Here is an 18,990-nt window from a genome sequence, read left to right as displayed (position 1 = left end):
GTCACGACGCGAGCCAGACCGATTATAGTCTCGCCGCTCGGAATGGGAGCAAACGATGGCTATGGACGTATACGGTTTGCTCGGCAACCCGGTGGGCCACTCGCTGTCGCCGCCGATGCACGAGGCCGCTTACGACGAACTCGGGATGGACGCCCGCTACGTGACCTTCGAGCCCGATCGGACGGCGCTCGGGGACGCGATCTTCGGCGCCGATGCGCTCGGAATCGCGGGGCTCAACGTGACGATTCCGTTCAAGCAGGACGCCCTCGAGATCGTCGCGCCCGAAGATCTGGCGAGCCGGATCGGCGCGGTCAACACGATCGATTTCTCGGGGTCGGGACCGCCGACGGGATACAACACCGACGCCGTCGGCGCACTCCGCGCGCTGCACGATCACGAGGTGTCCCTCGAGGGGGCGCGGGCGGTCGTCGTCGGCGCCGGCGGTGCCGGTCGGGCGATCGCCTTCGGTCTCGCCGACGCCGGGGCGACCGTCGCGATCGCCAACCGAACCGAGCCGAAAGCGCACGACCTGGCCGAGGAAGTGCCTCGAGCGACCGGCTACGGACTGGCGGAACTCGGCCAACTGGTGGCGAACGCCGAGGTAGTCGTCAACGCCACGAGCGTCGGGATGGAGACCGACGTCTCGCCTGTCCCCGCCGACGCGCTCCACGACGACCTCGCCGTTCTGGACGCCGTCTACCGACCGCTCGAGACGCGATTGCTGCGCGACGCCGCGGACGCCGGAGCGACGACCGTCGACGGCGCGTGGATGCTACTCTACCAGGGGGTCGAGGCGTTCGAAATCTGGACGGGGCGGGAGGCACCGGTCGCGGTCATGAACGAGGCGCTTCGGTCGCGGCTGTGAGGGGCCCACCGAACCTGTCTTCTTTGACAGTATCAGGCGAATTTAAGTGTCGGAGACGACTACACCGGGATAATGGCAATCCTCCAAAAACTGAAGTCCCTGTTGGGGTTCGACGGGTCGGACTCGGAGCGCGGGGGCGCTCGAGAGGTTGGGGTAACGGTCGAGCGAGAAGGGTCGACGGACGACGGACGTGGCGCGAACGTCGGCGCTGATCGGGACGAAACGAAAGAGACGAAGACCGCGCAGCCGCCGCAGTCGGCCGCAGCCGGAACCAGCGCGGCGGGTTCGACGGAGTCGCTGACCGAGCCGACGGACGCCCCGGAGGAGGGCGCTGAACCGTCGGAAGCGGCGGGTCCGGAGACGGAAGCCGGCGCTCCGACGACGGAGAAAACGCCGGACCTCTCCGAGGGAGAGTCGCCCGTTCAGGAGGCCGAACCCGACACGGATGCAGCGACGGAAGCCGAACCCGAAACCGAGACTCCATCCGAAGCCGACGAAAGCGAGTCTGACGCTCTCGCGGAACCGACCGGCGACGACGAGACGGCGGTGGAATCCGAGACGGCGGAAACAGCCGAGTCCGAGACGGCGGAAGCGACCGAATCCGAGACGGCGGAAACAGCCGAGTCCGAGACGGCGGAAACAGCCGAGTCCGAGACGGCGGAAACAGCCGAGTCCGAGACGGCGGAAGCGACCGAATCCGAGACGGCGGAAGCGACCGAATCCGAGACGGCGGAAGCGACCGAATCCGAGACGGCGGAAAGCGCCACGTCGGATGCCCCCGATTCAGAACCCGAGTCGGAGTCGACCACCCAGGAGCCGGTCGACTCTATCAAGGGAATCGGCCCGGCCTATGCAGACCGCCTCACCGGCGCAGGCGTCGAGACAGTCGGCGAACTCGCCGACGCTGACGCAGCCGAACTGGCCGAACAGACGGACATCTCGGAGACGCGCATTCAGGGCTGGATCGACCGCGCCGAAGTCAGGTGAAGAGCCGAACTCGACCCCGTCGACGCCTCCACCCGAGTCGTCGATTACGACGTCGCTTCGCTTCGTCACGACCGGATCTCAGCACGTAGTCGACCACCCTGCACACCTGTTTCTCCGAAGCTCGAATCGCAAAACGATTACCTGCCCGTCACCTTCCCGAGGACATGAGCGATCCGCGCGTCGTCACGACGCTCGACTCGTTTCGCGCCGCCGCTCGCGACGGCCGCATGCCGGCCGCGGACCGCGACGAATCGACGACGCACACCGGCGTTCGCGTCCCCGTCGAGGCGCGCGTGACCGTCGAGGACCCATTTCTCGCGTACCGTCGGGCGCGCGACGGCCACGGGTCCGCCTTCCTCGAGACGAGCGGCGGTCAGCCCGGCTGGAGCTACTTCGGCGTCGGTCCGGTCGATCGGCTCACCGTCAGCGCCACGGCAACGTCGCGGACGAGAGACGAGACGCTGTCACCGACGCTCGACGCGTTGGAGGGCCTCTTGCACGCCGATCGACTGGTTCGCGGGGATTGCGACGTGCCGTACCCCTGCGGTGCCGTCGGCTGGCTCTCCTACGACGTCGCCCGCGAACTCGAGGAGTTACCCGACTCGTCCGTCGACGACCGGAATCTCCCGCGACTCGAAGCGGCGGTCTACGATCGTCTCGCCGCCTGGGAGGCGCCGACGGACCGCGACGTGACGCTTCGGATAACCGCCTGTCCGCGGATCGATAGCAGCGCCCGTGCCGACGATCGGCTCTCGGATGCCGCGATCGAGGCCGCTTACGAGCGCGGGCGGTCCCGCGCACTGGATCTCGCCAGGTCGGCCAGCGACGGCGATTCCGGAATCGGCGACCCGCCCGTATCGACTTCGGAAGCGACGTTCGAAAGCGACTGCGGCCGCGAGCAGTTCGCCGACCGCGTGCGTCGGGTCAAAGCGTGCGTTCGCGACGGCGACACGTTTCAGGCGAACGTCTCCCAGCGGCTGGTCGCACCCGCCGCAGTCCACCCCGTCGCGGCGTACGACGCCCTGCGGCGGGTCAACCCGGCACCTTACTCCTGCCTCCTCGAATTTCGAGCAGCCGATCTGGTGAGTGCGAGTCCGGAACTCTTGCTCGAGCGAGACGGGGATTTCGTTCGCACGGAGCCCATCGCCGGAACGCGACCGCGCGGAGAGTCGCCCGCGGAGGATGGCGCCCTCGAAGCCGACTTGCTGACTGACGAGAAAGAGCGCGCGGAACACGCGATGCTGGTCGATCTGGAGCGAAACGACCTCGGGAAGGTCTGCGAGTACGGGTCCGTCGACGTCTCGGAATACCGACGAATCGACCGGTACGCCGAGGTGATGCATCTCGTCTCGAACGTGACCGGCCGACTCCGCTCCGACGAAACGCTCGCAGCTGCCGTCGCGGCGGTCTTTCCGGGCGGGACGATCACCGGCGCTCCCAAACCGCGGACGATGGAGATCATCGATCGGCTCGAGACGACCCGCCGCGGCCCCTACACCGGGAGTGTCGGAATCTTCGGCTTCGACGGTCGAGCCACCCTAAACATCGTCATTCGGACGCTGGTTCGCCACGGCGACGAGTACCACCTCCGGGTCGGAGCGGGCATCGTCCACGACTCGGAACCCGTCTGCGAGTACGACGAGACCCTGGATAAGGCCCGCGCGCTCATCACGGCGGTCGACGAAGCACTCGGCGAGCGAGCCGAACTCGGCCTCGAATCGGACGACGTAGCCCGCCCGGAACGGGCAGACGGAGGTGAGGCTGGTGACTGAAACGACGCGAATGCTCCTCGTCGACAACTACGATTCGTTCGCGTACAATCTCGTCCAGTACGTCGGAGAAATCGCGGACGAGGTCGTCGTCCGCCGCAACGACGAGATCGACCTCGAGGAGGTTCGCGACCTCCAGCCGACCGGGATCGTCGTCTCGCCGGGCCCGGGGACGCCACAGGAGGCCGGTATCTCGATCCCGTTGTTCGACGCGACCGACTACCCCATTCTGGGCGTCTGTCTCGGTCACCAGGCGCTGTGTGCGGCACACGGTGCGCCGGTCGTCCACGCACCCGAGGTAGTTCACGGGAAACCGTCGACGATCAGTCACGACGGCGATGGGATCTTCCACGGACTTCCGTCGACGTTTCGGGTCGGCCGCTATCACTCGCTTTCGGTCGACCGCGCGGATCTGCCGGCCGCGCTCGAGGAAACCGCCAGCACGACCGATGGCCGCGGCGTCTTGATGGCGGTTCGCCACCGAGAAAAGCCACACGTCGGGGTCCAGTTCCACCCCGAGAGCATACTCACACGAGCGCGACCGGGTTCGGCGACCGGGGCCGACCACGAGAGTATCGTGGCGGTCGAGGGGAGCGACGAGTCGGGCGAGGCGGACGGCACCCGCAACGGAGAGCAGATTTCGTTAGCGCTCGGCAAGCGAATGATCGCGAACTTCTGTCGGTTCGCCGCGGCGGTCGGACCAGACGAGGTGGTCAGCGATGAGTAGCGAGGTGCGCTATCACGTCGACGGCGACCTCGTCCCCGCCGACGAAGCGACCGTCAGCGTCGATGACCGAGGATTTCGGTACGGCGACGCCGCGTTCGAGACCCTTCGCGCATACGGCGGGACGATCTTCGCGTGGCGAACCCACCTCGAGCGCCTCGAGCGGACCTGTGAGATACTGTCGCTCGACCACGGGTTGTCGGCCGACGAGCTACGAACGCGCGTCGACGAGACGCTGGCAGCGAACGATCTGGCGGACGCGTACGTTCGCCTCTCGATCTCCCGCGGAGTCCAGCCAGGAAAACTCACCCCCCAGCCCGCGGTCGATCCGACCGTCGTCGTATACGTGACCCCACTGCCCCGCGGCGGGCTCGAGGGAGAACCCGTCTGGGACGGTCCGGCGACGGTCGAAACGGTCGAGACCCGCCGAATTCCCGACGAAGCGATTCCGGCCGCGGCGAAGACCCACAACTACTTGAACGGGATTCTCGCGCGCGCGGAACTGGGCTCGGATTCGGACGAGGCCCTCATGTGCGATCTCGACGGGCGACTCACGGAGGGCGCGACGAGTAACCTGTGGTTCGTCCGCGACGGGACGCTTCACACGCCCTCGACCGACGGGCCGATCTTGCCGGGGATTACACGAGCCGCAGTACTCGAACTCGCTCGTGAGGCCGGCATTCCGGTCCAGGAAGGTCGGTACGAACCGGGCGACCTCCTGGAAGCCGACGAGGCGTTTCTCACGAATCGGACCTGGGAAGTACGGCCGATCACGACCCTCGATGGCGAGCCGATCGGGGGTGGTCCCGTCACCGAACAACTTTCGCGGCTCTACGACGAGCGAGTCGAGGAATCCTGTTACCGATAGACGGTGTCGACGGCCCCGGTCCGGACGGTCGGTCGGACGGCTGTCTCCTCGAATCCGAGCGTTTTACCGGGGATCGGTACAGAAACGGCGTCCATCGTCCCGGTCCGTTGGCCTCGAGCGTTCCGTGCCGTCGGAATCGGTATTCGGGTCAGATGTCACGGCTCAGAACCGTTTCGGAACTGCATCGACCCCCGTGACGGTCCGATTTTCGGGGGGTTCTCGAGATCGGCGTTCGTCAATCAAACGCGCCACCGATTCGTTGGGTTTTGTTCGAGGATATTTTTGCCTGTATTTTGACGCCCCACTGGATGAGGTGGCGACCACGACCCCGGTCGGTCGCTCCACTCGAATATGGCCCAGTTCCAAGAGAATCATATCGATTTCTCATTTTGCAATTGTTGCATCAGTACCAAAGTACCGCCTCAGACGGAGGAGTGTGCCGGTTATTTCCGGTTATTGCCTGCCGAAAACACCGGGTCGTGTGATTACGGTCGGGTAATACCATATTACGAGTTTTCGAAATGAAACGAACGAGCGGGAGTTTCACGAGACGAGTGGCATAATTCCAAACGGCTTAGACAGAGGATTATAACAAGCGGTGGACGTCTCGGAAGTCTCACTGTCTATGATCGGTCCAAAACGACTCGGGATTGGTGCAATGCTAACGATGGTTATCTTGTCAGTCGTCGCAGGTGGGGGAGCACTGGCAGCGAGCGATAGTTCCACCGTGTCGCCGGAAGACGTCTCCGTCACGAGTCACGGCGTGGATTACTACGACGACATCGCTCTCTTCGAAGTGACGAACGATGGAGGCCAGCCGGTCACGCTAACGTACACCAACGAATCGGGGACCGAGACGACGGTTACGGTCGACGCGAATTCTGCGACGAACGTAACGACCGGAGTGTCTGGGGGTGCCGCCGGAGAGATCACACTGACGAACGGGGGGACGACCTACGCCCACGACTTCGCAGGTTCCCCGACTGACCTCGGTCCCGAGAACCCGAACCCGGGGAAGATCACCATCGAGGCCGTGAAGTACGACGAAGAGAACGGGCTGATCGAGTACAAACTGGTGAACGGAAACGATAGACCCGTCGACGGACGCATCAGTCACGTCCCGTTGAACGCCACGAACAACTCCGTCACAATCTCATCCGACGGAAGTACGACCGTCGTCGTGAAAAACGACGAGTCCCGGGTGGGTGACATCTATCGGATCACCTCTGCGCTCCAACTCGATCTGTTCGAGGGAGTCGATGATACCATGGAGCCTGGCGACCCGGTACCGTTACTCGCATCCGGTGAAGTGACCGACGAAACGCCGCGAGAAAACCTCGAGTCGGCCACGAAAACCGATTCAGACGAGACCGACGACGAAGGAAGCTGTTGTGGCGGTGACGACGGAAGCAGTACGGATTCGGACGGCGAGGATTCCTCGTCAGGTACCGATTCCGGTAACGAAACCGCTGCGGGCGACGGCGCTTCCGGAAACGAATCTGCCGACGGCGACGATTCCGGTAACGAAACGGACGCGGACGACGAAACGACCGCCGGCGACGACGGTTCCGACACCGGCTCCGACGACGGGGACGAGAAATCGGATGACTCCAGTGACGGTTCCGATACGTCGAGCGAGGACAGTCCGAGCGAATCCGAGGGAACCCCCGGCTTCACCGCTGGGACTGCCCTCGCCGGTGGCGCACTCTCTCTCGAGTGGCTCCGCCGTCGGGCCCTCGGCGAGAAGTAAGGCGGAGACCGCTGAACCCGTCCAGAATCGAAATCGCGATCGCCGATCTTCTGCGTCGGTCCGTTTTCCCGTTCCTCGCGAAACCATAGCCGAGCGGCATTCGTCGCGTCGACTCGAGCGATTCGTTTTCACGCGGATAAAACGGGCCTGAACGTCTGTCGAAACCCGTCGCCGACCGAGCAGGACGATACCGCGTCCGCGGCTCGTGGCTCCCGCGGCGGCCGGAGTCCGTCACTCGTCTATTTCGACCGTCGTCTTGCTTCGCTCGCCGGAATCGGTCGGTGTCTCGATCAGTTCGCGCTCGATTCCGGGCCGTTCGAGCGCGAACGCGCTCCCGAACGCCGACGAGGGGGTCTGGAATCCCGCCGAAATTCGATCTCGGCGCTCGAGGACGCGTTCGGCGGCCGATACAGCCGATTCGGCGGTCAGCGCGTAGGGGTTCGGCGTCCGCAGTCGGGCGCGCGCCCGCCGTCCGGTGGCCTCGTCCGTCACTTCGCCCCAGACGACGGCGCTGCCGGATGCCAGGGATCGTTCGTCCGGGCCCTCGAGACTGGCATCGATCAGCCGCTTCAGTAGCCGTTCGGTCGTGCGGCGCTGAAGGAGCCATCCCAACGAGTCGACGGCCGACAAAACGGTACTCGCCCACGGCGGCACAGCGGCGTAGACCTCGACCGACTCGATGCCGGTGCTGTGGGCCGCAGTCACGACGTCACCCCAGGGAATGGTGACGGCGTGGTCGGGGCCATCGCCGAAGTCGATCGCCCGCGTTCGGAAGGCCATCGGAACCCGAATGAGACGTCCGTTTCGCCGCACGACGCCGCGCTCGCCCAGGTGTTCGACGAGCGTTCGAGCCGTTCCCGGAGAGAGCCCGTTACCGCCCTTGATCCCGAGGACGAGCTGGTCGGCTTCGGGGAGCTCTTCGACGAGCATGGCCGCCAGACAGTCCGACGGGACGACGTCGAAGCCGACGCCGGGGAGCAGTGTGATCCCCGCGTTCCGGGCCGCCGCGTCGCGCTGGCGAAGACATTCGAACACGCTGAACTCGCCGGTGATATCCAGGTACTCAGTCTTCGATTCGAGGCAGGCCGCGACCAGTGGCTTGGCCGTCTCGACGAACGGCCCCGCACAGTTGAGGACGGCGTCGAAGCTCTCGAGGCGGGATTCGAGGTCGGCCGACTCGAGGTCGAAGGACCGACCCTCGACGCCGAGTTGATCGGCCTGCCTGGTTATCGCGTGGCTGTCGCGGCCGGCGATCACGGGTGACCCCCCTCGTTCGACGGCTTCGCGTGCGATCAGTCGGCCGGTGTAGCCGTAGGAGCCGTAGATGAGAAGGGTGTCCATGGGCTTCGTTGGTCCGACAGGGGGTTAAATGTCCGTCAGACATCCGCACGCGACTGTCGTAACGTTCAGGGCGACCGAGCGGTAACGGAGGGGAAATGGCTGCAAGTCGGATCACGGCCCTCGCGGACGTGCCGGACGACTCGACGGTTCTCTTTCGCGTGACCGACGGCTCGGACGAGGATCGGGAACGGGAGGCGATCCTCGTCAGGAGTGGCGCAGCGGAACCCGATGGCGGTGCACCGTCTAACGGCGACGGCGTCTCGTGCTGGCTCAATTACTGTCAGCACCTGACGCACATCAAACTGGACAAGGGATCGGGGGCCCCGATGCGTGACGGAGAGATCGTCTGTGCGAATCACGGCGCGTACTTCGCGGCCGGCTCCGGCCGCTGTACGTACGGCCCGTGCGAAGGGGCGTATCTCACCGAACTCGAGGTGGAAATCGATGATGGCGACGTCTATCTGACCGACGACGACTACGAGTTCGTCGGCCTCGGCGAGGGAAAAAGCGAGACGCTCGATCGGACGTCGACGTCGAACGTCGAGTTTTAGACGGCGTCCGGGGCGACCAGGTCTCGTTCCTGATCGTACTCGAGCAGACCGGCGTCGACCAGTCGCGGGAGGTGATCGTGGTACAGCGAGAGATACACCTCCGTGACTCGTTCGGCCGGGATATCGGTCACGGTGTGGCCCGTTTCGCGGATCGCGACTTCCTCTGCCGCATCCGGGAGCGTTAGCTCCTCCCCGTAGGTGCGCATGACCTCGAGCAGGAGTCGGCGGCGCCGATCGGCCAGCAGCGAAAACGCGTCGGTCATCGCCTCGGCCGACACGTCGTCCTCGTCGAGTCGGTCGAGCAACTGCTGTACGAACTCGATGACGTCGAGGTCCGAATTGGGGGTGGAAGTCATGTATACTCCGTGATCCTCGCGCGAACGGTCGGACGGAGAACGGGCCCGACGTACTACCGATGGGACGGAACGCCGCTCGTTCGAGGGTTCGTATCGGGGTCTCGCCTGCTGCCTAAATATTAGTGTCGAATCCGGTTCAGAATTTGTATTCCGCGCGTACAGTCGATAGTCGATGACTGTCGGTCGAAATCACTCGATCGTGAAGGTCGGTTCGTCGATCGACTCGCTCTTGCACTCGGGACACCGCGAGGGGAGGTTCAGCAGGTCGTCGTAGTCGTCGAAACCGCAGTCCCGACACGTCGGAGGTGCGACGAGGAGTTGCTCGTCGGTTCCGTCGACCGAACGTGAGACGTGCTCGACGTTGCGGACCGCGGCATGGGGCGTCAAATCGAGCAGTACGGCCAGTTCGCTCGGCGTCGCCGGTTCGTCACGGAGGGCGTCGGCGAGGCGTTGTCGCGTCGTTTCGTCGGCCTTTCGCATACGTTGGCTCACGGCCCTCGCAAATTTATACTATAGGCCATCGGCCGACGGGGTCACCGCGTTCCGCCGCCGATTCCCGCGAACCGGTACCGCAGGCCGCGTCTCGACTCGGGCGATAGGTACGGATCTCGAAGAAGGGCAAGTAACTTAGCCCCTGCTGGAGAACACCGGACCATGAAGGCCGTCGTTCTTGCAGGCGGGTACGCGACGCGAATGTGGCCGATTACCAAACATCGGCCTAAGATGTTTCTCCCGATCGGTGAATCGACCGTCATCGATCGTATCTTCGCGGACCTCGAAGCGGACGACCGGATCGACGCCGTCTACGTGAGTACCAACGAGCGGTTCGCCCCCGACTTCGAGGCGCACCTGGCCGACAGCGACTTCGACAAACCCCAGCTTTCGGTCGAGGACACGACAGAAGAAGAGGACAAGTTCGGTGTCGTCGGAGCGCTCGCCCAGTTGATCGACCGCGAGAACGTCGACGACGATCTGCTCGTTATCGCCGGCGACAACCTGATCAGTTTCGCCGTGTCGGAGTTTCTCGACTACTTCGAGGATCACGGCGCGCCCACGCTCGCCGCCTACGACGTCGACTCCCGCGAGAAGGCCAAATCCTACGGCCTGGTCGATCTCGAGGGCGACCGCGTCGTCGACTTCCAGGAAAAGCCCGACGATCCGAAGAGCACGCTCGTTTCGATCGCCTGTTATGCGTTTCCACAGGATTCACTCGACTTGCTTCCGACGTACCTCGAGGACGGCAACAATCCCGACGAGCCCGGGTGGTTCGTTCAGTGGCTCCAGAACCGCGAGGCGACGTACGCCTACACGTTCGAAGGCGCGTGGTTCGACATCGGCACCCCAGAGAGTTATCTTGACGCAGTCGCCTGGCATTTGAACGGCGACTCGTTGGTCGCCGAGTCGGCGTCCCTGGAAGATGCCACGATCGGCGAGAACGTCCACGTCATGGGCGACGTCACACTCGAGGGGACGACCCTCGAACATACGATCATATTTCCGGACGCGGTGGTCGAGAACGGCGACATTCGCCGCTCGATCATCGACCAGGGGACCCACATCGAAGACCTCGACCTCGCCGGGGCGCTCATCGGGGCGCACACGACGATCACGAACGGCACGGACGAGTGACCCCGCTCGAGTCCGGGTGGCTTCGGGTCACTCGGATCAGTCGATACAGATATGAGTCCGCCGTGTGATGCGTGTGCACAACGGTCATGCAACCCGACCAGACGGTTCGAGCGGTCCTCGAGCCGTACGCCGAGGGCGTTCCGTACGAGGAACTCGCAGGAGACTTCCTCACGTATCGTCGCTGGACAGGGGACGATCCGGTGTTGCTCGTCGCCGAGGCCGCCGCCGCGACGACCGGCCAGCGCTTCGTCAACGGAATCAGGCCGGCCGTCGAGCGATTTCGCGACGCCTTCCTCGTCCCCGACCGAGTCACGTCGTTCAGTGAGATAGCGGCCATCGACGTCGAAGACGACGACCTCGTAGCCGCCTTCGGTGCGCAACGCAAGCGGCGCGTCCTCTGTAGGATCGCACGCGTTCTCGCGGACCGACCGGCCGGCGACGATTTCGCCGCGCTGGTCGACTGGGCGCAAACGGCCGACCACTACCGCTACGACGAGGACCCCATCGGGACGATCTCGGGAATCGGCCCATCGACGTTTCAGTACCTTCGCCAGTTGGCCGGCGTCGCGACCGTCACGCCGGACCCGACGATCGAACGACTGCTGACGGCGGTGGACGACGATCTGGAGGAGTCACCGATCGAGACGACGACCGACCTGCAAACGATCGCCTCCGCCGAGTGGCTGGCGTTCGCCTCGGGGTTCAGCCCGCTCGAACTCGACCGGATCGCGTGGTGGACGGCCACGGACCCGAGCGACCGCGACGCCGTCCTCGATGCTGTCCGTCACGCGTGAGTATCAGCGACCGTCGGGCTGTCGTCAGTTCCGCCGTGAACCCCCGGATCACACGGCTGTCAGTTCCCGAACCCGCTCGAGGCCGGTTTCGGCTTCCGCCCTAGTCCGCTCCAGCGGATCGGTGACCTCGCTCGGGTAGCCGATCCGGTCGGCGAGTGCGAGCAGGGTCTCGAGTTTCGTTATCTCGAGCCGCTCGATTCCCCGCCCCAGTTCCGTCTCGACGAGATCGCCCAGCACCGGATCCCGAAGGTCGCCCACGACGTCCTCGCGGTCCGTTCGCAATCCCTCGAGAACGGGGGACTGGATCGGCGCGGGTTCGGCCTCGATCGCGTCGAAAATCGGCTCGAGTCGCCCCAACTGCTCCGACGTTCGCTCGCCGTGGGCCATGAAAAACTCCTCGAGCGCCTCGTCGGTCGCTGCCTCGGTCAGTTCCGACTGCAGGCCCTCGAGTTCGCGCTCGATCTGGTAGAGTTCGCGCAGTTCCCGAACGAACAGTTCGCGGTCGTTCTCGATCATGCGGGAAGCGTCGCCGGGAAGGTGCAAAGCGGTTCGCCCATCATTCGAAACGTCGCTCTGAATCGGCCGGGACGTGGGCGACCGTGATCCGGATCCCCCTCTCGCGGGTTCGACGTCGCGCCGTCGGTCCGGCGCGCTCCGCGTTCCCACCGGCCGTCCTCCAGGGGTCGTTTCTCGACGAACTCCAGGTCGATCCGCCGATCCACGTGGGGCCCGTCCACCACCAACGTCTCGGGAACCACCGTTTTCCGCGTCGGGTCGCCGACGGCGACCGCTCGCGCAAAAATCTGGACCAAAAAGCCGCTCACTCACTGCGTTCGTTCGCGGTGGGATTACGCTAACCGCGCGTCCGTGATCCGCAATCGTCCCCGCGTCCCGTCCCACTCGGTCTCGTACGCCAGGTCGATCCGCCGATCCATGTGGGGCCCGTCCACCACGAACGTCTCGAACTCGCCTCCCTCACCCAGGATGTGGACGCCGTAGTCCTCGTGGAGTGCCTCGAGGTCGGCGATCGCCTCGCGGTCGAGCGTTCGGCCCAGCCACGACTCGTCCAATCCGTGGGCCGCGACCTGAACGATCGTGATCTCGAAGCCCGCATCGAGCATCGCATCTGCCAGTTCACGGGGATCCTGCCGCCAGAGCGGGGCGAAGAGATCACAGCCGAGGCGGTCGCACATCCCGCGAATGCGACTGGTCTGATACTCGCTCTCGACGGCACCCGCCGTGACGCCGGCAACGCCGCCCGGCAGTTCGCGATCGAGGTCCGCGAGGGCGGCCTCCAGTGGCTCGAGTTCGTCGTCCCCCTGGCTGCTCGAGTCGACGGCGGCCTCGGCTCCGAAGTCCTCGGGTTCGACGTCGATCAGTTCGATACCGAGGCTCTCGGCCGCGAGCGCGGTGAGGTCCGTCGCCGGGACGTGATACATGTACGAGTCTCCCTCGGGGTGGACGGTAACGAGCCGTTCGACCGGTAGCCCGCGCTCGATGGCTCGGTACAGCGCCCACGACGAGTCCTTGCCGCCGGAAAAGAGGCTCACCCACGCGCCGTCTGCATCGCTCATACTCGGTAGTGGACAGGAACGGGTAAATGGATACCGAGTCCGGAGACGGGTCGGCCCCGATCCGGGACGAGTCACCGGTCGCGGTCGCCGAACGAGTACGGGTTCGCGTTCGCGTCTGCGCCGCCGTCGGTGAGTTCGGGATCCGCCCGATCCGATAGCGACCTGTCCTCACGGTTGGGAGTCGCATCGGCCGTCGGGTCGCGCTCGACCGTCCCGTCGGGCCCGTCACCGTCGTCCGCGCGTTTCGCGTCCGAACCGCCGTCGCCGCGGTCGTCGTCCCCACCGGAGCCGGAGACGACCGACGCGACCTGCGCGCCGACGAGGCTCACCACGATCGCGGTAACGACGAACAGCGCGAGCCGTTCGCCGGCGCCCATCACGAACCGTTCGTTCGAGAGGACCCCGAGTTCCGCCGCCGGGACGACGAACGAATCGATCACGTCCTGTTGCTCGAGGAAGTACGCGGAGAACCCGCGGACGACCAGACTAACGGCGACGACGATAAACGGCAGGTTGAGAAACGAACTGCGGATCGGTTCCTCGCCGATCGCCTCGTCGAGCAATCGACCGGCGCTGGCGGTCAGGGCGGCCATCGCGAGCCAGGGGATGCTATCGAAGGCGAACTGCGTTGCGGGAATCACGACGCCCGGCGTGTCACCGACGTTGGACACGCCGAGTGCGCCGACGAACAGGCCGACGAAGGTCAGTCCGGCCGCGACCACGTAGGTGACGACCGACACCTGACCGGAGTAAAGCGACTCCCGCGTCTGATGAGCGAGTCTGGTCAACCACTCGTCGACGTTGAACCCCTTGTAGAGCAAGAAGAGCCCGATGACGGTCGTGATCGCGGCCGCACCCTCCGCGGGTCCGGAGAGAGTCGCGAGCAGCGGGAAGACCAGCAGGGTCAACCCGATCGGGACCAGCACCGTCTGTCGGAGTTCCTCGTCGGCCAGGAACTGCTTGAGCAGGTAGTAGGTCGACTCGATGTCGCGAGCCTGGCGGACGACGACCCGGTCGACGGAATCGACCCGAACGCGGCTCTCCACGATCGGGATCAGTCGCTCGTCCTCCGCGCTATCCGTCACGACGACCGCGGAATCGGGTTCGTAATCGGCGATGAGTCCGTCCAGTTGCTCGGCGACCGCTCGATCGGCCGATACCATCGACTCGTGGTCTCCCGAGACGACCGCGACGACGACCTCCTCGTTCTCGTCGCGCAGGTTCTGTGCGACACGGAGCGACTCGAGCAGGGTGTTGACGCCCGAATCCTCCGGATCCGCGAGGCCGACGTCGGTCACGAGCGCGCGAACTGCCTCCCAACCGACGACGGGCGACCGGAGCCCGGTCTTGCGGCCGACGTCGTCGGTCCGGTCGAGGCAGACGACCAGCGTTGTCACGATAGCTGTTGCATTCCGTGTAACGATAAAACCACTTACTCGTTCGAGCACTCCCGTGGCGCTACCGGGCCTCGCGAGAGCATCGATGCAGCGCGGCGCCCGACTCGTCGCGCCGGTTCGCCGCTCGAGTCCGTCGCGTTTCCCAGCCGGCCCGTGCGGTAGGGGCAGCCGGTGCGACCGCTGCTCGGCCCGCGCGCGAACGGGATCGGCTCAGCTTCGCAGCCGGAACCCGCGATCGTCGGCGAAGCCCGCGATACCGGCACCGAACGCGTACGCGACTGCCTGGGCACCGGCACCGATGCGAGCCATCAGCGGTCGCTCGGGTTCGAACTCCTCGACCGTCACTTCGTCGACGTCGAGACGGTCGGCCAACTCGTCCTCGACGTCTCGGCGAGTGCCGAGGCGATCGACGAGGTCGAGATCGAAAGCCTGCTCGCCGAGGTAGATCCGTGCCTCGGTGTCCCGGACGAATTCGGGCTCAAGGTCTCGTCCGTCGCTGACTCGCTCGACGAAGGTGTCGTAGTAGTCGTCGATCAGCCCCTGGAGGTACGCGCGTTCGTCCTCGTCGATCTCCTTGAGCGCGGTGCCGGCGTCTTTGTACTCGCCGGCAGCGAACCGCTCGTAGGAGAGGCCGACCTTCTCGGCGAAGTCGCTCGCGTTGATCCGCGAGCCGATGACGCCGATGGACCCGACGATGCTCCCCTCACGGGCCCAGAGTTCGTCACAGCCGCTGGCGATCCAGTAGCCGCCGCTTGCACAGACGTCGGTCGCGTAGGCGATCGTCGGACCGTCGAATCGCGTCGCCGCGAGCCGGATATCGTCGCTCGGCACGACCTCGCCGCCGGGCGTGTTCAGCTTCAGGAGAAGCGCCCGTGCGTTGTCGTCGTCGTTCGCGCGATCGATCTGATCGACGATGTCGTCGGCCGGCGTCGCCCTCGGAGTGGGCGGAAACCGGCCGCCGCCGCCGTCGCGGGTGATCGGCCCTTCGACTGCCACTTCGGCGACGTCGTAGCCCGGGAATACCGATCTGGCGACGTTGCCGGACAGACGCACCCCGACGAGAGCGATTCCGAGCGCGAGGACCACGCCCAGCAGTTGTGCCACCGTCGACGGAACGATGACGAACAGGACGACGCCGATGGCCGCGAACGCGAGCGCGCCGACGACGACGATCACCAGTCGGCCGATATCCTCGCTACTGACCACAGGGTCCACCTCGAGTCATGCTGCGTAGTGGGGGCGGAGTCCGTTAAGCATTGGCGGTTGCGGGCGATTCGACCGGAGCGCTGCGGCGTGGCTCTGTCAGGGTCGTCGCGATCCCGATCGCGAACCGCCGTCAGTCTGAATCGAGCGCGTCGCGTCACCGTCGACGGACGGACTCGTCTCGGTCGATTCCGCGCGGCCGTCGTCCGGTGGTTCGGTTTCGGCCATCGCATCCGTCGGCGCGCCGGCCGACCGATCCGAGCCGGCTCGACTATGCAGCCACGCGCGCACGAGATTCACGCCGTCCTGAAAGAACGGCACCGGGTCGTCGGCGACCGCGTAGTCGAACCGGGGGTAACGGAGGATCGACGTCGCGACGTCGTGAACGGCTCCGGAAAGTGACGGGCGATCGACGAGCGGATATTCCTTGGTCGCGACGCTGTGGAGGTAACTGAGTTCACCACGGAGGAGGTGACCGCCGATACCGGCCTCGTACGTCGGGTTGGACGTGATCGGCTCGTCGATCGCGAGTTTCCAGTAATAGTAGGGGAAGTCCGCACCGACTCGGACGGAAAACGGCAACGACGACCAGAAGCGCGGATTGATTTCCATCAGTTTGAACTCGCCATCCGCGGGGTCGCGGAGGAACTCGACCATCGCGAGGCCGTGCCACTCGAGTTCGTCGAGCAGCGCGCGGCCGGCGGTCTCGAGTTCCGGGATGTGGACCGACTCTCGGTAGGCGCTCGGACCGCCGCAGTACTCCCACCCACGACGCTGACAGTGCTGGAAGGTCGCGACTGGATCGCCGTGATCGTAGAGCGCGAAGAAACCGAATTCTCGCGGGTCCGCGATTCGTTCCTGGACGAGCGGAACGTGGCCGCGTTTTTCGATTTCAGCCGCCGTATCCGGCCGAGATCCGGGCCGCTGGTACTCGGTGGAGCCGATCTCCGCACGGTCGAACGTCGGGCCGAGATACTCGGGGGCGGCCACGGTGTAGCGCGGTTTGACGATCGTCTCCCGGTCCCAGTCGTCCCACTCGTCGAGGCGTTCGGTTTCGGGGGCCGCGACGCCGGCCGCGTCGGCGGCGTCGAAGAGGTCGATGCGGTCCTGGACGCGTCGGAGGGTATCGAAGTCCGGCCAGGGAGTCGCGATTTCGTCGGCGAACGCGCCTTTTCGGTCCGCGAGGACGTAGACGTCTTCCTCGCGAACGGGGATGATCGTCTCGACGTCCGGGCGTTCGGCGAGCGAAAGCAAGTCGTCCCCGTAGCCGGGAAGATCCGTCGTCGGGTCCGGAAGGCCGACGAACTCATCGCGATACGCCGACGTAGCCGCCGGAGTTGACCGCGATTCGGAACCGACGATCGTTCGGACACCGCGTGGTCGAAGCGAGCGGAGACAGGCGACGGAACTCGGCGCGCCGATCCCGGGAACGACCACGCTCGTGTCGTCCCTGTGTCGTTGCATACGCGAGGTCAGTGGGTGTGGTTCCATTGTTATAGATCGTATACTGTGACCTGTCGGTTTCCAATCCGGCGTATCCCCAGACGGGCAGCGTTAGGCATCGAATACCCGCTGCTCCAGGGCGGTATCCCTGTAGGCCGTACATCCGTCGATCCGGCCGTCGATCAGTTCGAACACGTGTGCGAACGCGATATCGAAGTGCCGTCCGTCGACCGTTCCGACGTAGGCACCCTCTACGATCACGGTCTCACCCGCGTCGGTAAACCGCTCGGGGAGGGCCTGGAGATGATCGGCTCGTTCGCGCGGTGTCAGAACCACGTTCTCGAGGACGGCATCCGTCCCCGAGTAGCGTCGATCGGATCGAGCGCCGGTCGTCGCGTCGGTCCAGGTGACGTCGTCCGTCACCATCGCTGCCAACGCGTCGGTATCGCTGCGGTCCGTGACCGCGTGGTTGAACCTCGCATAGAACTGCGTCAGCCGTTCTCGAGCGGCCGGACTCTCGACCGACCGATGTTCGTTCGATTTCATTACCTGTTAGGCTGGTGTGGAACACCCGTACGGACAAAATAGCAATAGACGGTTCACAGACTATGAGAACGGAACGGTGACTGTCACGGTCGTGTAACTGATCGACGCGGCGGTCGCACTCCGTCGGTGAGTTCCGAGAGTCCGGAGTGAACCCGCTGGCGGATGCGAACGCGTACGACTCTGTACCCGCTTTCGAATCCCGAAAACCGGGAGAAAAGACGCGGTAGACGTGTTCGACTTAGAGCAGCCCCGTTTTCTGGAGCTTCATCAGGTCCTCGGTGTCTAAGGTTTCGCCCTCCTTGAACTTCTGATAGATCTCCTCGGCCTCTTCTTTGGCCGCTTCCTTCTTCTTGTCGCGCTCCGATTTGCGCTCTTCTTCTTCCTTCTTGTCCAGTTCGCGCAGGCGCTTTTGAACGCGGACGAAGTCCTCGTGGTGGCGGTCGGCGGCCTCCTGGGCCTCGACGAACTTCTCGTGCATCTCGTCGGCCTCGTCACGGATGTCGTCGGCTTCGCGATAGGCCTCGATCATCTGGTTGTGATGTTCCTGGGCCTTGTCCGCCAGCTCCGTCACCTTCTGGTGGTGCTGGGAAGCGTCCGATCGGACCTCTTCGGCCTCCTCGACGAGTTCCTCTAAGTCCTCGTTCTGATCGAGTTTCTGTTTGCGCTCCTCGTACTCCTCGCGCTTCGACTCGATCTTCTCGATGAGTTCCTTTTCTTCCTCGCTCGAGAGAACCTCGGTCTGCTGTTTGAACTCGAGTTGTTCGATTTCATCCTCGAGTTCCTCCAGGTCCTTTCCCTCGTCGAGTTCCATGTCCGACTTGAGCTGCTCGACCTTGTCGAACAGCGCGTTGGCCTCGGCGTTTAACTCGTTGCGCTGTTCTTTGTGCTCCTGGACCTGCTCGTTCAGCTCGTCGCGTTTCTCGCGGTGTTCCTGGGCCTCGTCGACTTTCTCGCGAGTCTTCGCGTTGAGATCGTCGCGCTTGGAAGCGCGTTCAGAAGCCATCTGATTCAGCTCGTTTCGCCGATCTCGCAGTTGACCGGCCATTTTGATGAGCTGTCCTTTCGATTTGTTCTCGAGGTCGTCCTCTGTCAGTTCGATGTTCTTCGATTCGTCTACCATGTTATTCAAACCTCTGTGCCATACCCGCACCGGAGAAACGGTCGGACGGCAGAAAGCGACCCGTCGGTCAAAA

Annotated in this window: 20 protein-coding genes; 9 read left to right on the top strand and 11 right to left on the bottom strand. The window is 64.7% G+C overall.

All coding sequences use genetic code 11. The features are described 5' to 3' along the window. The first annotated feature begins 61 nt into the window (after window positions 1-61). The 6 genes from NJT13_RS14735 to NJT13_RS14710 all read left to right on the top strand — a co-directional run bounded on the left by NJT13_RS14735 (window position 62) and on the right by NJT13_RS14710 (window position 6,963). Entirely contained in the window at window positions 62-865 is an 804-nt protein-coding gene (locus NJT13_RS14735; protein ID WP_254525468.1) for a shikimate dehydrogenase, read from the top strand. Between the two features lie 72 nt (window positions 866-937). After that, window positions 938-1,852 (top strand): helix-hairpin-helix domain-containing protein, encoded by a 915-nt coding sequence (locus NJT13_RS14730; protein WP_254522395.1) that lies wholly within the window; start codon window positions 938-940, stop codon window positions 1,850-1,852. Window positions 1,853-2,016: 164 nt separating this feature from the next. Beyond that, a complete protein-coding gene (gene pabB / locus NJT13_RS14725) occupies window positions 2,017-3,624 on the top strand; it encodes an aminodeoxychorismate synthase, component I (RefSeq protein WP_254522394.1) in 1,608 nt (535 codons plus the stop codon). A gap of 10 nt (window positions 3,625-3,634) precedes the next feature. Beyond that, window positions 3,635-4,348, top strand: coding sequence for an anthranilate synthase component II (locus NJT13_RS14720; RefSeq protein ID WP_254525467.1), 714 nt, complete (start codon window positions 3,635-3,637; stop codon window positions 4,346-4,348). After that, a complete protein-coding gene (locus tag NJT13_RS14715) occupies window positions 4,341-5,213 on the top strand; it encodes an aminotransferase class IV (protein WP_254522393.1) in 873 nt (290 codons plus the stop codon). The genes NJT13_RS14720 and NJT13_RS14715 overlap by 8 nt, the downstream gene beginning before the upstream one ends. 667 nt (window positions 5,214-5,880) lie before the next feature. Next, the gene (locus NJT13_RS14710) at window positions 5,881-6,963 is read left to right on the top strand and encodes a DNA polymerase V family protein (RefSeq protein WP_254522392.1); all 1,083 of its coding nucleotides are present in this window, start codon (window positions 5,881-5,883) and stop codon (window positions 6,961-6,963) included. Window positions 6,964-7,194: 231 nt separating this feature from the next. Here the strand turns inward: NJT13_RS14710 and NJT13_RS14705 are convergent, their stop codons facing one another. Next, window positions 7,195-8,304, bottom strand: coding sequence for a saccharopine dehydrogenase family protein (locus tag NJT13_RS14705; RefSeq protein ID WP_254522391.1), 1,110 nt, complete (start codon window positions 8,302-8,304; stop codon window positions 7,195-7,197). A gap of 95 nt (window positions 8,305-8,399) precedes the next feature. On the opposite strand from NJT13_RS14705, the gene NJT13_RS14700 reads away from it, so the two are divergent. Continuing rightward, window positions 8,400-8,855 (top strand): Rieske (2Fe-2S) protein, encoded by a 456-nt coding sequence (locus tag NJT13_RS14700; protein ID WP_254522390.1) that lies wholly within the window; start codon window positions 8,400-8,402, stop codon window positions 8,853-8,855. On the opposite strand, the gene NJT13_RS14695 is transcribed toward NJT13_RS14700, so the two are convergent. Both NJT13_RS14695 and NJT13_RS14690 read right to left on the bottom strand, forming a co-directional pair. Further along, window positions 8,852-9,211: a DUF7344 domain-containing protein gene (locus tag NJT13_RS14695; RefSeq protein WP_254522389.1), complete on the bottom strand. Its 360-nt coding sequence runs from the start codon at window positions 9,209-9,211 to the stop codon at window positions 8,852-8,854. The two genes, NJT13_RS14700 and NJT13_RS14695, sit on opposite strands and share 4 nt — an antisense overlap. Window positions 9,212-9,400: 189 nt before the next feature. After that, entirely contained in the window at window positions 9,401-9,691 is a 291-nt protein-coding gene (locus NJT13_RS14690) for a transcriptional regulator (RefSeq protein ID WP_254522388.1), read from the bottom strand. Between the two features lie 174 nt (window positions 9,692-9,865). On the opposite strand from NJT13_RS14690, the gene NJT13_RS14685 reads away from it, so the two are divergent. Together NJT13_RS14685 and NJT13_RS14680 are read left to right on the top strand one after the other, a co-directional pair. Then, window positions 9,866-10,840, top strand: coding sequence for a nucleotidyltransferase family protein (locus NJT13_RS14685; RefSeq protein WP_254522387.1), 975 nt, complete (start codon window positions 9,866-9,868; stop codon window positions 10,838-10,840). An 86-nt stretch (window positions 10,841-10,926) separates the two neighbouring features. After that, window positions 10,927-11,634, top strand: coding sequence for a hypothetical protein (locus NJT13_RS14680; RefSeq protein ID WP_254522386.1), 708 nt, complete (start codon window positions 10,927-10,929; stop codon window positions 11,632-11,634). 48 nt (window positions 11,635-11,682) lie between these two features. Here NJT13_RS14680 and NJT13_RS14675 read toward each other — a convergent pair whose 3' ends face one another. The 8 genes from NJT13_RS14675 to NJT13_RS14640 all read right to left on the bottom strand — a co-directional run bounded on the left by NJT13_RS14675 (window position 11,683) and on the right by NJT13_RS14640 (window position 18,917). Next, window positions 11,683-12,150, bottom strand: coding sequence for a YciE/YciF ferroxidase family protein (locus NJT13_RS14675; protein ID WP_254522385.1), 468 nt, complete (start codon window positions 12,148-12,150; stop codon window positions 11,683-11,685). Then, a complete protein-coding gene (locus tag NJT13_RS14670; RefSeq protein ID WP_254522384.1) occupies window positions 12,147-12,371 on the bottom strand; it encodes a hypothetical protein in 225 nt (74 codons plus the stop codon). Before NJT13_RS14670 ends, NJT13_RS14675 begins: the two co-directional genes overlap by 4 nt. A gap of 111 nt (window positions 12,372-12,482) precedes the next feature. Continuing rightward, entirely contained in the window at window positions 12,483-13,208 is a 726-nt protein-coding gene (locus NJT13_RS14665; RefSeq protein WP_254522383.1) for a diphthine--ammonia ligase, read from the bottom strand. Window positions 13,209-13,279: 71 nt separating this feature from the next. After that, window positions 13,280-14,605: a DUF373 family protein gene (locus tag NJT13_RS14660; protein ID WP_254522382.1), complete on the bottom strand. Its 1,326-nt coding sequence runs from the start codon at window positions 14,603-14,605 to the stop codon at window positions 13,280-13,282. Between the two features lie 210 nt (window positions 14,606-14,815). Next, complete coding sequence (gene sppA / locus NJT13_RS14655) at window positions 14,816-15,811, bottom strand: signal peptide peptidase SppA (protein WP_254522381.1); 996 nt, start codon at window positions 15,809-15,811, stop codon at window positions 14,816-14,818. A 96-nt stretch (window positions 15,812-15,907) separates the two neighbouring features. Next, window positions 15,908-17,272: a carboxylate--amine ligase gene (locus tag NJT13_RS14650; RefSeq protein WP_254522380.1), complete on the bottom strand. Its 1,365-nt coding sequence runs from the start codon at window positions 17,270-17,272 to the stop codon at window positions 15,908-15,910. 90 nt (window positions 17,273-17,362) lie between these two features. Next, window positions 17,363-17,797 (bottom strand): nuclear transport factor 2 family protein, encoded by a 435-nt coding sequence (locus tag NJT13_RS14645; RefSeq protein WP_254522379.1) that lies wholly within the window; start codon window positions 17,795-17,797, stop codon window positions 17,363-17,365. A gap of 238 nt (window positions 17,798-18,035) precedes the next feature. Beyond that, window positions 18,036-18,917: a coiled-coil protein gene (locus NJT13_RS14640; RefSeq protein ID WP_254522378.1), complete on the bottom strand. Its 882-nt coding sequence runs from the start codon at window positions 18,915-18,917 to the stop codon at window positions 18,036-18,038. Window positions 18,918-18,990 lie beyond the last annotated feature (73 nt).

This window comes from Natrinema caseinilyticum, assembly GCF_024227435.1.
GTDB classification, from domain to species: domain Archaea; phylum Halobacteriota; class Halobacteria; order Halobacteriales; family Natrialbaceae; genus Natrinema; species Natrinema caseinilyticum.
Note: the sequence above shows the minus strand (reverse complement) of the source record. Positions and strands in the feature narration are given on the sequence as shown.